Origin of the sequence: Bacillus sp. 7894-2, from assembly GCF_002272225.1 — a bacterium.
Classification (GTDB): Bacteria; Bacillota; Bacilli; order Bacillales; family Cytobacillaceae; genus Cytobacillus.
The window spans coordinates 32338-47824 of sequence record NZ_NPDG01000158.1 but is presented as its reverse complement, the minus strand read 5'-3'; the positions used below and the strand labels follow the sequence as shown (position 1 = coordinate 47824).

General features: G+C 43.3%; 12 protein-coding genes. 8 read left to right on the top strand and 4 right to left on the bottom strand.

Going from position 1 to position 15487, the window contains the following annotated elements:
• Positions 1-98: 98 nt before the first annotated feature.
• Complete coding sequence (locus CHI10_RS21690; protein ID WP_095246217.1) at positions 99-2174, bottom strand: molybdopterin-containing oxidoreductase family protein; 2076 nt, start codon at positions 2172-2174, stop codon at positions 99-101.
• 197 nt (positions 2175-2371) lie between these two features.
• Here CHI10_RS21690 and CHI10_RS21685 point away from each other — a divergent pair, with 197 nt between their 5' ends.
• The 3 genes from CHI10_RS21685 to CHI10_RS21675 all read left to right on the top strand — a co-directional run bounded on the left by CHI10_RS21685 (position 2372) and on the right by CHI10_RS21675 (position 5902).
• Positions 2372-3052 carry a response regulator transcription factor gene (locus CHI10_RS21685; protein ID WP_095246216.1) on the top strand — a complete coding sequence of 227 codons (681 nt, stop codon included), beginning with the start codon at positions 2372-2374 and terminating at the stop codon, positions 3050-3052.
• 139 nt (positions 3053-3191) lie between these two features.
• Entirely contained in the window at positions 3192-4688 is a 1497-nt protein-coding gene (locus CHI10_RS21680; protein WP_095246215.1) for an AcpB/EbpR/MafR family transcriptional regulator, read from the top strand.
• 152 nt (positions 4689-4840) lie between these two features.
• Positions 4841-5902 (top strand): SDR family oxidoreductase, encoded by a 1062-nt coding sequence (locus CHI10_RS21675; protein ID WP_095246220.1) that lies wholly within the window; start codon positions 4841-4843, stop codon positions 5900-5902.
• 38 nt (positions 5903-5940) lie between these two features.
• Here the strand turns inward: CHI10_RS21675 and CHI10_RS21670 are convergent, their stop codons facing one another.
• The gene (locus tag CHI10_RS21670) at positions 5941-7053 is read right to left on the bottom strand and encodes an aromatic acid exporter family protein (protein WP_095246214.1); all 1113 of its coding nucleotides are present in this window, start codon (positions 7051-7053) and stop codon (positions 5941-5943) included.
• Positions 7054-7248: 195 nt separating this feature from the next.
• On the opposite strand from CHI10_RS21670, the gene CHI10_RS21665 reads away from it, so the two are divergent.
• On the top strand, positions 7249-7764 hold the full coding sequence (locus CHI10_RS21665) for a YbaK/EbsC family protein (protein ID WP_095246213.1): 516 nt from the start codon (positions 7249-7251) through the stop codon (positions 7762-7764).
• An 85-nt stretch (positions 7765-7849) separates the two neighbouring features.
• Positions 7850-9028, top strand: a complete 1179-nt coding sequence (locus CHI10_RS21660; RefSeq protein WP_095246212.1) for a M20 family metallopeptidase — start codon at positions 7850-7852, stop codon at positions 9026-9028.
• Positions 9029-9073: 45 nt separating this feature from the next.
• Here the strand turns inward: CHI10_RS21660 and CHI10_RS21655 are convergent, their stop codons facing one another.
• Both CHI10_RS21655 and CHI10_RS21650 read right to left on the bottom strand, forming a co-directional pair.
• The gene (locus tag CHI10_RS21655; protein WP_035329519.1) at positions 9074-9283 is read right to left on the bottom strand and encodes a hypothetical protein; all 210 of its coding nucleotides are present in this window, start codon (positions 9281-9283) and stop codon (positions 9074-9076) included.
• A gap of 262 nt (positions 9284-9545) precedes the next feature.
• On the bottom strand, positions 9546-10436 hold the full coding sequence (locus CHI10_RS21650) for a LysR family transcriptional regulator (protein WP_095246211.1): 891 nt from the start codon (positions 10434-10436) through the stop codon (positions 9546-9548).
• A 195-nt stretch (positions 10437-10631) separates the two neighbouring features.
• Here CHI10_RS21650 and CHI10_RS21645 point away from each other — a divergent pair, with 195 nt between their 5' ends.
• The 3 genes from CHI10_RS21645 (at position 10632) to CHI10_RS21635 (ending at position 15480) form a co-directional block, all read left to right on the top strand.
• Positions 10632-12440, top strand: coding sequence for an assimilatory sulfite reductase (NADPH) flavoprotein subunit (locus tag CHI10_RS21645; RefSeq protein ID WP_095246210.1), 1809 nt, complete (start codon positions 10632-10634; stop codon positions 12438-12440).
• Positions 12441-12465: 25 nt separating this feature from the next.
• On the top strand, positions 12466-14187 hold the full coding sequence (gene cysI, locus CHI10_RS21640; RefSeq protein ID WP_095246209.1) for an assimilatory sulfite reductase (NADPH) hemoprotein subunit: 1722 nt from the start codon (positions 12466-12468) through the stop codon (positions 14185-14187).
• A 390-nt stretch (positions 14188-14577) separates the two neighbouring features.
• The gene (locus CHI10_RS21635; protein WP_286137553.1) at positions 14578-15480 is read left to right on the top strand and encodes a nuclease-related domain-containing protein; all 903 of its coding nucleotides are present in this window, start codon (positions 14578-14580) and stop codon (positions 15478-15480) included.
• The last annotated feature ends 7 nt before the right edge of the window (positions 15481-15487 follow it).

The window sequence follows — 15487 nt, the reverse complement described above, 5'->3', positions numbered from 1 at the left end:
TATCTACCATTACAATTACAAACGAAGACAAAAGAAACTAAAGAAACGCGCGCCGATTGAATATCTAAACGCGCTCACTGCTTAGCTTTTTATGTTGTCTACTTGACAGGGGCAAGACCATTTTGCAGGGGTTTACTGATTATCGAAACATTTACCCGGCCAGAAAAGAAAACGGCACCGCCGCCCATATCGGAAAGCCGGTCCGGAGTCAGCGAATTGACCAGATGTTTTGTTCCTGGGGCGTCAGCCCATAATCCCTGTGAAACAACTGTACCAGGAAGGACAAGTTCTCCGACAGCCGCTTTGAGTTCGCATTCTCCTCGTTCATTCCAAATACGAACCAAGTCACCATCTTTAATTTCAGCATTTACAGCATCCCTTTTATTTATGTGAAGACGCGGTTCCTTCTCCATTGCTGCATGTTTTATATTATTTGAAAAAGTTGAATTCAAAAAGTTATGGTTCGGTGCGGGCACAAACAAAAAAGGGAATTTATTTTCTTCCTTCAGCGGTATGTATGTCGGCAGAGGAGGATATCCATCCTCTTTCATTCTCTTCGAGTATAATTCAATTTTTCCGCTTGGCGTGGGCAGCCTGCCGGGAAAAAGCGGTTTTACCCTCGCTTTCATAAACTTGTTTTTCTTCAGGGATTCAGCATTGATTTCCTCAATAAAGGGGTTAGCCGGAAAATTTAATGCGGCATCAATCATTTCTTCTTCCGTCTCATTAAATACGGCATCATGATAGCCCATGCCTTCTGCAAGAAGCCGAAACACTTCTACATTAGATTTTGACTCGCCATATGGTTCAATGACCGGCTCCTGAATTTGCATGTAGTGATGCCAATAGGATGAATAGATATCCGTATTCTCAAAAGAAGAAGCCGCAGGCAGCACAATATCAGCATATTTGGCCGTTTCGGTTAAGAACAGATCATGGACGACAAGGAACAAGTCCTCCCTCTGCAGGCCCTGCCGGACTTTATTCCCTTCGGGTGCAACAACAGCAGGGTTGGTTCCATACACATACATAGATTTAATCGGTTTTTCCAGTTCAAGCAACGCAGAACCGATTTCGTTCATATTAATGATGCGTGTATCCCTTTTGTGCAGGAGGTCAGGCCTTTGAAGAGCTCCAGTATTAAAAGCAAGATAGCCGGAGTTCCCTTTGATGGCGCCGCCGCCCGTTAAGAGCCATTGTCCTGTAATGGCAGGAAGACATGAAATGGTGCGGATGCACATTCCGCCATTGTCGTGATGCTGTGGCCCGTTGCCGATTCGGATAAAAGCAGGAGAAGTCTTTCCATACATACGGGCTAATTTCAAAATATCATCTTTCGGTATACCTGTTATGCCGGCTACTGTTTCAGGATCATATTCCTTCACATGTTCACGAAGTTCCTGGTGGCCTACTGTATACTTTTTCAGAAAGTTCTCGTCCGTCAAATTTTCGGCAAACAAGACATGCATCATGCCAAGGGCCAGAGCAGCATCAGTGCCGGGAGTAATCGGTATAAACCAGTCGGCCATTTTTCCAGTCTGGTTTTTATGAACGTCAATCACAACGATTTTTGCCCCGCTTTTTCTTGCTTTTTGTGCGAGAATCATTTGATGCATGTTCGTGCTGACTGCATTAATGCCCCATAAAATAATGAGCTTTGAATGGATGGTATCCTCCGGATCTATTCCAAAGCTCCCGCCCATTGTGTACATATATCCAGCTGTACCGGCAGATTGGCAAATCGTCCTGTCTAAACGGGATGCTCCGAGTTTATGGAAGAAACGGCGGTCCATTCCTTCTGCGCTTAATCTGCCCATATTTCCATAAAAACTGTATGGCAGGATGCTCTCAGGGCCGTTTTTGGCAATTAGGTCCTTCCATCTGGAAGTGATCGTGTCTATAGCTTCTTTCCATCCAATCTGTACAAAATGCCCTTCACCTTTGGCTCCGGCACGCTTCATTGGATACTTGAGCCGATTCTGATCATAAATCCTTGAAGGCATGCTGCGGACCTTGTTGCATATATTCCCCTGTGTGACAGGATGATTTGGATCTCCTTCAATCTTAACGATTTTTCCTTCTTTTTTATGAACGAGAAGGCCGCATTGATCCGGGCAATCCAAGGAGCAGACAGATGGAAAAACACCATTTAAGGTACGGCTGTAAGAGTTCATATCAGAATACTCCTTCCTCATAATAAGTCGATCATACCACAAAATTCAGATTATTTGCCGGAAGTCCGGGATCCGCAGAAGAATTTCTATTTTGAAACATCAAACCTCATATTTGAAACTTTTCTTTGAAAAAACTTTTGTAAAATAAGTTTTATAGAATTTTTAGTTCAGAATAAAGCTGAGCAGGTGAACAGAAAATGGTATTGAAAATTGCGATAATAGATGATCATAAGCTTTACAGAGAAGGAATCAAACGGATCCTGGAAATGGAAGAGGGCATTGAGGTAGTCGCTGAAGGGGAAGATGGCCGGGACGCTCTCAAAATTGATAAAGCTTTTAAACCGGACGTAATGATTATGGATATCGATATGCCAAATATGAATGGCATCAAAGCAACCGATAAGCTGAGTGAAAATAAATCGAAAAGCAAGGTTCTTATTTTATCTTTTTATGATGATGAGAACTATGTAACTCGGGTGCTGCAGAATGGCGCTTCCGGATACCTGCTTAAAGATATTGGTGCAAAAGGGCTGACAGAAGCAATCAGGGTGGTTGCCGGCGGCGGCAGTTATCTGGATCCGAAGGTGACGAAAAATATTATTAAGGAATATAGGAGACTTACAGAATTAAAATCAGTCAGCAATTATGTCTCCAGCCAAGGCTATCAGCGCCCGCTGCATATTTTGACGCGGCGCGAATGTGAGGTGCTGCAGCTGCTGGCAGATGGAAATAGCAATACTGATATCAGTAAGCTTCTTTTTATAAGCGATAAGACAGTTAAAAATCATGTCAGCAGCATTTTGAGAAAGATAAGGGTACATGATCGGACTCAGGCAGTATTACTGGCGATTAAAAGAGGCTGGGTTAGAATCGGTTAGAAATTAAAAATGCGCTGTATTTAATAAAAGGCATGTTCTCCTGAGCATGTCTTTTTATGGTTGAGCTCCAATTAAGAATGAGTAAACATTGACGTTAATAGAAAAGATAAATTGGAAGAGTGAAAAGATAGGTGATAACATGAATCGGTTTTATAAGCGTTACTCAGATTTAATCTTTCATTTGCTCAGTGAAAATAAATGGATCAGCTTAGCACAGCTGGCAGAACGAACAGGCTTTTCCAAAAGCACTATATGGCGTGATCTCGAATTCCTGGAGACGATTCTGCCGGAGGATTGGAAGCTCGAAAAGCATGAAACCCTAGGCGTTATGCTGAAAAAGCCTGAAAGCGGCACTCTGGAGAGCATCTTAAGAGAGATTCGCGAAAAAAATACGTATTTCCATACGTTAAAGCTGATTCTAATGAGCGATGGAATTGACATTTCCCAAATATCAAGCAAGGTGCATATAAGCCGTTCGACCGCATACCGCCACATCGAGAAGCTGCAGGATGTGCTGAAAGAGTCACGGCTTACTCTAACTCCAAGTCCTTTCAAAGTAGTTGGTGATGAAAGAAATATCAGGCGCTTTCTCATGCAATACTTAGATTTGCTTAGCTTTAGATCTGAAGCTGAGAAGGGTTGGCTGCATTCCGGGGGTTTTCAGCAGGCATTGCTGGAGGTAACATCAGGCCAGTCGATGACTCTCCGGACTGGAGCCATCCAGCGCCTCAAAATGGTTATCTATATTTCAAACCTCCGTATGTCCATGGGATATTATGTATCGTTTCCAAAAGGTTTCCTGGACGCATATATAGAAAGTAAATATTTCCTCGCTGCCAAAGACTTAGTGCATTTTATAGCTAAATCCAAAATTCCGTCCAGGGAAAACCAGCTTCAGGAGATACTGTTCTTTGCCGTTTATTTAATGAGCGAGGAAAGGCCGACGAATCGGGCGCAGCATCTGCGTTATCTTCGCAGGAGGAGGATAGGTGAGAGGGAACATCCTTTTTCTGTCTTCTTAGAACGCCTTTCAAACATAGCCGGCTTCAATCTGACAGATGATGATATCTTCTTATTTCACATTTACCAGTCCTTTAAAAGGATCTATCTGGGGAAAGAATTTAATACGGAAACACTGCATAGCTCAATGCTTCAGTATCTTCCGTATTATGAGACGAACCCGCTTTTAAAAACATTAGAGAACCTGGGAGTGGAAACATTTTCGAAAATCCCCCTTGTTTTTAATAAATTGGATGTACTTGAGATTTTTACTCTTTTCCAGGCTGCTGTCCTGCGAAGGAAGAATAAGCATATCATACAGGCTGCACTGGTATGCAGGACATATTATGAAAAAGATTATATCAGGGAGGTGCTAAAATATCATTTTGGCAACCAGCTTGCTATATCAACCCTTGATTCATCAAGCGTGGATTTAATTTCTGAATATGAGGAGTTTGATTTAGTCATTTCTACTGAGCTTATTCAGCCATCCAAGCTGATAGGACACCTGCCTGCGATTAATGTGTCTGCTTATCCGACAGGATCAGAACTTATGGAAATCAGGCAATTCATACATGATCACTTCTTTGAACAAATTGGGGTGGACAAAGAATTGATTTATCCTTTTGAAAAATAAGCAGGTTAAGATGACAGTATTAAAGCATGAAAAAGGCGCCTGGGGAAACCAGGCGCTTCTGCTGTTTAGTAAATGTTTTTCCATTGCTTTTAATTGGATTTCCCGCTAAAGTTTTTAAAAGGGATGTCATAAAGAAAGGCTGTGATTCTTTTTTGAAAATACTGATTACAGGTGCAAACGGTTTTTTAGGGAAAAAGCTTTCATTAAAGCTTTTGGAACAGGGGCATGAACTATATTTATTAGTCCGAAGCAGAAAGCGGCTTGATGCCTTCATGCATGGCGAAGGAAGCGGCTTTTCCAAGCAGATTCATATATTGGAAGGCGATGTGACAGAAGAGCATCTCGGATTAAATAGAGAACTTGCGGGCTCATTAAAAGGAAAGATAGATGCTATATACCATAGTGCAGCACTTCTGTCATTTGATGAAAGAGATCGGGATATGACTTTTGAAGTGAATGTGGGCGGAACAGAAAATGTCCTGAAGCTTGCTTTGGAAATAAATTGTCCTAAGGTTTTATATATCAGTACAGCTTATACGGTTGGGACAGAGACTGATGGGGCGGAGGCTCTTTACTCTCTTGACAGGCATTTTGTAAATCCCTATGAAGCTTCCAAATGCGAGGCTGAACACCTCGTATATACTTTCCGGGATAAATTGGATGTTGTTATTCTCCGGCCCGGGATTATCATCGGAGATTCCAGAACAGGTGAAGCTGATACTAACTTCGGTTTATACGGATTTTTAAAAGGCATTAAAATCTTAAAAAAACGGTCACTGCGAAAACCAAATGGCCAAACCTGCAGAATCTATCTGGATCCTGAAGTGGCCCAGAACTTTGTGCCGGTGAATTATGTTATTGATACACTGGATGCTGCCTTGATACATGCAGAGAATGGCGGGATTTACAATATTACAAACCCTAACCCGCCTCTGCAATCAGACATATATGAAATAGTAAAAGAGGTACTGGATTTTCCGCAATTGGAGATGTGTGTTCCTGGAGAATCTGCAGAAATGACAAATGAGGAAAAGGCTTTTCATGATTCAATGAGCATTTTCCACAGCTATTTCCAGAGAACTATTGATTTCCCATCAGACAATACGGAGAAGCTGCTTGCAGCTGCAGGGCTTCCCATGCTGCAGATGGACCGTGATGTATTAAAAAGAATAATAGCAGGATATTTGCTTAATAAAACGAGTGTATCTTCTTAATGGAAAAGACCGGAGAATTAAATTCCCCGGTCTTTATTTTATTCTTTCATTGTCTGTCCCTTGCCTTTTTGGGCACCTGCTTCAAGGGGTACTTTTAAAAGCTTCCGGTGTTTAACTTCCATAATTTGAATCTGATTCAGTTCCTCAATTAAGTCATGGATGGAGAGAATTTCATAGAGTATGGCTGTCTCAGGCTGGACATGGTGGTGTGTGCGAGGTCTCAAACCGCCTGCAGGGTCCAGCTGTCTTTGCTCAATAAACCATTGTGTTACCTGACTGATTTTTTCCCGATGATTTTCTGAAATAAGAAAGCCCGGATCATACAGACTATTTTTTAAATCCTCAAGGACTGACAAGGCGAACTTCTTCCTGCTCTTCTCAATGTCCAGCCGGCCAGGCGCCAGAAAGATCAAGTTTCCCGCGTGATAGGTGATTTGCCTTAAGATGGTCAGTTTTTTATATTCATAATGAAAGTCGCGCATATCCTCCCGGCTGAATCGGTGATATCTGTATTCAGCTTTTTGATAGTGGCATAATGTTTCGGTCTTATCGATATCTTTTATAAGTCTTTGGAAATCAGAGCGGACATTCCTATCAGGTTCCTGTGAATTAAAGATCTCAATGCCTCTTTTAAGTAAAATGTCACCGGAACGTCTGTATAAGGCATGGATGTTTTTTATGATTGATTTTGAGTAATTGGGGGGCATGACAAAAAAGTTAACTGCCGTGGAAACGACAATACCGGTTGTGGTAGTCCCCAATCGAATGAAAAAAGACGACAAATAATGATCATGAACGGTAGAAATCATAGCAACACCAGTCAACGTAGCCACCAGCATCCCGTCATGAAGCTTCAGCTTATGGCAGACGATGATTGTCGCAAGCGATACGGAAGCATAACTGTAAGGGCTGTCCCCGAAAATGAACGTAAATAATACAGCAAATCCCGCACCAATGGCAGCCGCCGGAAACCTGACATATGCTTTCCGGATGGAGTCCGCAACAGTGGGCTCAATGGTAACGATGGCCGTAATTACAGCGAACATTGCTGGCCAATTCAGGATATGGCAAATAAAAGCTGTTATAAAAACAGCCAGACCGGTTTTGGCAATTCTTCCTCCAATAAATGTATATGGGATAGTCTGTTTCATAAAAAATCCTTCTTTAAATCTGTGTTTTTAATATAATTCATATTAGTGCAAGGAACTAATAAGAGCAAATGTAAATCTTCTGACAAAAAGAAATTACCCCGGTGACATAATCAGATAGTATGTTAAAATAAACACCTATAAAGTATAGATAATGAATATATATAAGATTTTAACAAAGGGGAAGGGTGAGTTCGAGTGTCAATTGAAAGCGTGAAAGCCCATTTTAAGAAATGGGACCGGGAACAGGATGTAATGGAGTTTGATTCTTCAAGTGCAACTGTGGAACAGGCTGCTGAAACAATCGGTGTCTGCCCTGCACAAATTGCCAAAACGCTTTCCTTTTCAGGTGATGGAGATGAAGCAATTCTAGTGGTGGCAGCAGGCGACGCGAAAATTGACAACAAAAAGTTCCGGAAAACGTTCGGATACAAAGCCCGTATGCTTTCAGCAGAGGGAGTTCTGGAACAGACCGGTCATGCTGTCGGCGGAGTGTGTCCATTTGGACTGAAGAATGACCTGGAAGTCTATCTGGATGAATCCATGAACAGATTCGAAACCCTTTTTCCTGCATGCGGAAGCAGCAATTCCGCCATTGAACTGACTCCTGATGAAATTAATACATATTCAGATGCCAAAGCCTGGGTGGATGTCTGCAAGGATTGGGAAGATGCACTGATCGTTGAACGGCCTTTGGAGAAACTAACGAAATAATTCGTGCTGTAAAATAACATGGAAATGTATTATTATAATTATATATGAATAAATATATAGACTAGCGGATTAGGAGAGCAGATATATGGGCAAAAATCTTATTATTAACCAAATCGATGAACTTCAAGATGATTTTAATAGAATAAGCACTTACATAGGCGAGAATCCCGAACTGGGGCATGAAGAGTACAAGGCATGCAAAGCTTTGACAGAGGAGCTCAGGAAGCATGGTTTCTCAGTGGAAATTGGCACATGCGGTCTCCCGACTGCTTTCACGGCTACTTATGACAGCGGGAAAGAAGGGCCTGTAATCGGATATATGTCTGAATATGATGCGTTGCCTGAAGTTGGGCATGCATGCGGCCATAATCTTATTGGGACAATGGGGATTGCTGCCGGAATCGGACTGAGCAAAGTGATTCATGATACCGGAGGAAAAGTCATTGTCTTTGGCACGCCGGCAGAGGAGACAAAGGGCGGCAAAGTGACCATGGCCGAGGCGGGTATTTTTGACGCTTTGGATGCAGCGATTATGGTTCATCCCCTCGACAATTATGTGAAGAGCGGTACATCACTGGCGATGGATGCGATTCAGTTTGAGTTTTTTGGAAAGTCAGCTCATGCAGCTGCCAGCCCGCATCTAGGAATTAATGCGCTGGATGCTGTTCTGCAAACGTTTAACAGCATAAATGCTTTGCGCCAGCATATCAAGCCTGATGCCAGGATTCATGGGATTATCACGGAAGGGGGCAAAGCGGCAAATGTTGTTCCCGATTATGCAGTCGCCCAATTTTATGTTCGTGCTGCGAAACGTGAATATGTAAATGAATTAGTCGAAAAGGTTAAGAAATGTGCTGAAGGGGCGGCACTGCAGACGGGTGCTGAAATGAAGTGGTCCTTTTATGAATTTTCTTATGATGATATGGTTACGAACAGCCCTTTATCAGAAGCATTTAATAAGGAACTGATTTCCCTTGGTGTGAATGAGGAGGAAATAATGGAGCAGAAGGATGGCTCAGGTTCACTTGACATGGGGAATGTCAGCCAGGCGGCACCTTCCATTCATCCTTATATTAAAATTTGCAACGAGGCATATGCCTGCCATACACATGAATTCCGGGAAGCTGCGATGAGTGAGCAGGCCAGAGAAGCCATGATCCTTGGAGCAAAGGCAATGGCACTTACAGGGTATGAAGTGTTAACAAATAAGGAACTTTTAAAAAGGGTCAAAGAAGAATTTGAGTCGAAAAAGGCATTAGCATAAGTTTAAAATAAGGCCATGACCCCAAAATGGATCATGGCCTTTCAATTATGATAAACTATTCCACTCTGAATACAGTCCGGTTCCATTGCAGCCCTGGCAGTCAAACTGGTTAGCATGATAAGCGAATTCGTTCCCCGGATAAAGTGAAAAACCCCTGCCGTAACAGTCCGGACACTTGTTTTCTTCCTTCATGCGATTCACATGATTCTGATATCTCATTTCGCGCCATTCATTAAAGGCATTCAATAATCCCATTTTTTTCACCTCAGCCATTTTTTCCTTATTTTGAATAAAATGGACAGATTTTATACACGCCGACACTATAATATATGAATAAAATGGGACTAGTGTGAAAAAAAGCTTGTCTTTTTTTCTTTGATTGTGAACCTGGTGCAACTTCGGGCACAGCGACCAGGTTTTTGCAATGTTGAGTCAGAACCTGAAGCAACTTCGGACACAAGAACCAGGTTTTTCCCTTTTAGAGTCCGAACCCGAGGCAACTTCCGACTCAGCGCCATTATTTACGATGCCATTTTTCGCTGAGAGCTTCGATAAAAATGCTGACATTCCTTTTTTCCTGCATAATGGGAGAAAGTACATAGGACAGAGTGCGTTTGAATTGCTGACTTTTCACCTTGATGATAGACAGGTTGTTTTGTTTTATGTCTCTTGCGACTACACTTCCGGAAAGAATGCTCATTCCCAGCCCATTGATGAGTGTTTCTTTTATTCCCTGGTTGCTTGAGATTGTCAGGAGTGATTTCACCTTAAGACCATTTGATCTGACCACATGGTTAAAATATTCCCTCGTTCCTGAGCCGTTTTCCCTCATGATCCAGGCCTGATCCTGGAGGTCGGCAATGGTTGCTTCTTCTTTTTGTGCCAGGGGATGCTGATTGGAGGTCACAATAAATAATTCATCCTCTAAAAAGGGAGTCACGATAAGCTCTTTTTCATTTGTCTGGCCCTCAATTAAGCCGATATCGACATGATGGGAGCGTGTGGACTGGACAACTTCCTCCGTGTTGGCAATCGTAATCTGGAGATTCAGTTCAGGATATTCCTTCTGCAAATCAAGCAGAAGGGGAGGAAGGATGTATTCCCCTATTGTGAAACTGGCCGCAATTTTAAGATCTCCTTTAATGATATGCTGCTGATCTAAAATTTCCTGCCTGGTTTGCTCATAAATGGTAATCATCTGCTTGGCCCTGTCATATAATATTTCACCGCTGGGCGTAATCTTCAAGTATTTTGGAGAACGCTGAAAGAGTATTGTTTGAAATTCCTTCTCCAGATTTTTGATATGGAGGCTGACACTGGGCTGAGACATGAGAAGGAGCTCTGCCGTCTTGGTGAAATTTTTCACCTCAGCCAAGGTGACGAAAGTTTTTAACGCGTCATAATGCAAAAAATCACCCTTTTGTAATTAATAATATTAATAGTTATGATAATTAATATTTATTTTACTAATGCTAAATCATTCGGTAAAGTATTAGATATATATTTTTTTAATTATAAACCCGACTTTTTTTATAGGAAAAGAAGAATTTTAAAGAAATAAGAATAAACCGGCAAATTCTGCTGGTTTGCGAGGTGGAACATGTTGCAACTTCAGGTAATGAACAGTCCGTTTAATCAGGAGCAGACAGAGCTCCTGAATCGTCTTCTTCCGACTTTGACAGAGACACAATCCCTATGGCTGAGCGGTTATCTTGCCGCGATACAGTCCTCATCATTGCAGGCTGCTCCTGCAGTGGAAGAGCGTCCAGCACAGGCAGCGGCCCCGGCTATTCCAAAAGAAGTGACCATTTTATTTGGATCACAAACCGGGAATGCGCAGAGTCTGGCAAAAAAAGCCGGGAAAACGCTTGAGGAGAGAGGTTTTCAAGTAACCGTATCTGCCATGAGCGATTTCAAGCCCAATAACCTAAAAAAGGTCAAAAACCTGTTAATTGTCGTCAGTACTCATGGTGAGGGTGACCCACCGGATAACGCATTAACATTCCATGAATTTATTCACGGAAAAAGAGCTCCAAAACTTGAAGACTTCCGTTACTCAGTTTTAGCTCTTGGCGACAGTTCATATGAATTCTTCTGCCAGACGGGGAAGGATTTTGATAAACGTCTTGAGGAGCTTGGCGGAACGAGAATAACTCCAAGGGTAGATTGTGATCTGGATTTCGAAGAGCCTGCAGCAGTGTGGGCAGAAGCTGTAATAGCCGGCTTGAGTGAAGGGGAAAACAGCAGTCCTTCTCTTTCAGCAGCTTCAGTTTCAGCTTCAGCACCTGCCGTGTCAGTTTATTCCCGTTCCAACCCATTCAGGGCAGAAGTGCTTGAGAATATTAATCTCAATGGCCGCGGCTCCAATAAAGAAACACGCCATCTGGAGATTTCGTTAGAAGGCTCAGGCCTGACGTATCAGCCAGGTGACAGCCTTGGGGTATACCCGGAAAATGAACCTGAATTGGTTGACCTGCTCTTAGCTGAAATGAACTGGGATCCTGAGGAAGCAGTCAGAGTGAAGGAGGAAACAGTAACATTAAAAGAAGCACTTTCGTCTCACTTTGAGATTACTGTCCTGACCAAACCGCTTGTAGAAAAGGCTGCAAAGCTTTCCAATAATGAAGAGCTGCACCAGCTTGCTTCAGACAGCAGCCGGTTGAAATCCTATATCGATGGCCGCGATTTAGTTGATTTAGTCCGAGACTTTAAGCCATGGAACAGTTCGGCACAGGAGTTTGTCTCTATACTGCGCAAGATGCCTGCGCGTCTATATTCTATTTCCAGCAGCTTTGAGGCGAATCCTGATGAAGTACATTTAACTATCGGTGCAGTCCGCTATGATGCCCATGGCCGTGAACGCAAAGGGGTCTGTTCCATTTTATGTTCGGAGCGTCTCCAGCCTGGCGATATTCTGCCGGTATTTATTCAGCACAATGAAAACTTTAAACTGCCTGAAAATCCGGAGACACCAATTATTATGGTTGGACCCGGAACAGGAATTGCACCGTTCCGATCCTTTATGCAGGAGCGTGAAGAAAACGGGGCGGAAGGAAAGTCCTGGCTATTCTTCGGCGACCAGCATTTTGTAACAGATTTTCTTTATCAGACTGAATGGCAAAAGTGGCTCAAGGATGGAGTCTTGTCGAAGCTGGATGTCGCTTTTTCCCGTGATGATGATGAAAAGGTTTATGTTCAGCATAGAATGCAGGAAAACAGCAGGGAGTTATTCGAGTGGCTTGAGGAAGGTGCGTCTGTATACATCTGCGGCGATGAGAAAAACATGGCGCATGATGTCCATAACACGCTCATAGATATTATTGAAAAAGAAGGCGGAATGAGCCGCGAACAGGCTGCGGAATATCTGGCCGATATGCAGAAAAATAAACGCTACCAGCGCGACGTATATTGATTTGGAAGGAAAGGAGTTTTTCAGCATGGTAAACCCAAAATTAAAAGCACCGGACGGACCTCCGAGTGATGTTGAGGGAATTAAGGATCGAAGCAACTTTTTGCGCGGAACGCTGGCGGAAGTCATGCAGGACCGGATCAGCGCCGGGATTCCGGATGATGATAACAGATTAATGAAGCACCACGGCAGTTATCTGCAGGATGACCGGGATCTCAGGAATGAACGCCAGAAGCAGAAGCTTGAGCCGGCTTATCAGTTTATGCTCCGCCTGCGTCTTCCCGGAGGAGTCGCCACACCGGAGCAATGGCTGGTCGTGGATGACCTGGCTGAGAAGTATGGCAATGGCACTCTCAAATTAACAACACGCCAGACCTTCCAGATGCATGGAATCCTGAAATGGAATATGAAAAAGACAATCCAGGCCATTCATTCGACGATGCTTGATACGATCGCGGCATGCGGAGATGTAAACCGGAATGTCATGTGCATCTCCAATCCCGATCAATCTGAAATTCATGAGGAAGTGTATGAGCTGGCGAAGATGCTAAGTAATGATCTCCTGCCCCGCACACGTGCCTATCATGAAATTTGGCTGGATGAAGAAAAGGTAGCCGGCTCTCCAGAGGTGGATGAAGAGACTGAGCCGATGTATGGCCCGCTTTATTTGCCGCGGAAATTTAAGATAGGGATCGCTGTGCCGCCTTCCAATGATATTGATGTCTTTTCACAGGATCTCGGCTTTATAGCGATAGTCGAGGATGGCAAGCTGACGGGCTTTAATGTGGCTATTGGCGGCGGAATGGGCTTCTCGCATGGAGATAAAGCCACCTATCCGCAGCTTTCGAAGGTCATCGGCTTTGTGACGCCAGATAAAATCTATGAAGTGGCTGAAAAGACCATTACGATTCAGCGTGATTACGGAAACCGCTCCGTCCGAAAAAATGCCCGTTTTAAATATACGGTTGACCGTCTCGGGCTGGAGACTGTTATAGAAGAGCTGGAAAACCGCTTAGGCTGGAAACTGGAGGAAGCACGCGGATTCAAGTTTGATTCCAACGGTGACCGCTATGGATGGGTAAAGGGTGTCCGCGGTAAATGGCATTTTACGATGTTCATAGAAGGAGGCCGTGTGGCTGACTTCGACGGGTATAATTTGAAAACCGCATTGCGGGAGATTGCCAAGGTTCATAAAGGCGATTTCAGGCTGACGGCCAATCAGAACCTGATTATCGGCAGTGTGGCTGACGGAGATAAAGCTGCGATCGAATCGCTGATTGAAAAATATGGCTTAACAGACGGCAGCCGCTACAGTGCGATGCGCCGCGGATCCATGGCCTGTGTGGCTCTGCCGACCTGCGGATTGGCGATGGCTGAGGCTGAACGCTATCTGCCAGGATTGATCGATAAAATTGATGAAATCGCTGATGAGGCGGGCTTGCGGAATGAAGAAATCACGATCCGCATGACCGGCTGCCCGAACGGCTGCGCGCGGCACGCACTCGGTGAAATCGGCTTTATCGGCAAGGCGGTCGGCAAGTACAATATGTATCTCGGGGCAGCCTTTGACGGAAGCCGCCTCAGCAAAATGTACCGCGAAAATATCGGGGAAGAAGAAATCCTGAACGAGCTGCGCGTCATCCTGCCGCGCTATGCGCGCGAACGTCAGGACGGCGAGCATTTTGGTGACTTCGTAATCCGTGCAGGAATTATTGAAGCGACAACGGACGGGACTAATTTTCATGATTGAGGTGGAGAAAAGATGGGGCTGGTGCCCTGTCTTTTTTTCTTGGTGTGCTGGAGCTGAGCTGTGGGCGTGAGCGCACAGAAATATTTTTATCCGCACGTTTTTTCCGCCTATACGCACACAAAAACGCATATCCGCACACAAAAACGCATATCCGCACACAAATTTCGGCTATCCGCACACAAATATCGGCTATCCGCACATAAACACTCTCTTCGCAGCTTTTCATAGAGGATTTGCAGGAATATTGTTGAATTTTTTAGTACATAACAAGAATGGAGTGAAAAAATGATCCTAAAAGAACGAAAAATCCCTCTTTTGATTCGCAAAACAGAAGCTCTCCTCCGCAGGCTTCCATCCCATCACCCAAAAATCACACTCATTAACGAAGAAATGAATAAAAGACTTGCTGGTTATAAAGGAGAAACTTCATTGGATTTTCAACTTGATTTTCTGGATAGTAAGGAATATTTTATTCTTCATGATCTCCGCTTGCCGGATAATGATCGCTTTTTCCAAATCGATACTCTTATACTTACGAAAAAGTTTGCACTAATACTTGAAGTGAAAAATATAACAGGAATCCTGCATTTTGATACAGTATATAATCAATTAATTCGTATTAAGAATGGAAAAGAGCAAGTTTTTCCTTGCCCTTTAATTCAGGTAAATAGGCAGGCATCACAACTTAGAAGGTGGTTTAAAGCCAATGTCAGTAATGAGGAATTACCGGCCTATTCTTTTGTAGTCATTAGTAATCCGCATACAGGAATTAAAGTCATTCCCCATCATATTGACCTCAGCCGTAAAGTTATTCACCGAAATACTCTTCCTATAAAAATTGAGCAGATAGAGAGTTCAATTAAGAAAGAAATCAGTGAAAAACTTCTTAAAAAGATCATTCGCTTATTAAAGAAGCAGAGCACTGAGCAGGAAAGCTCAATTCTATCAAGATTCCAGATCAATCAATCTGAAATTCTTACGGGCGTGTTCTGCCCTGCATGCAGCTTTCTGCCTCTTGAAAGAGTAAGTCGCACATGGTGCTGTCCAAAATGCAAGATTACCAGCAAAGCAGCACATATGAAAGCATTACATGACTATAGTCTTCTGTTGGGACCTGCCATCACAAACAAAGAACTCAGAAACTTTCTGCATGTTTCTTCATCCCATGCCGCAACCAGGATCCTTCAATCCCTCAATCTCCCCCAAACCGGAGCTCAGAAAAATAGAACATATACACTCATGTTCCCAGATGAATCCACTAATCAAAATGGAATAAAAGAGGTTTTTAATTGAAAATGTC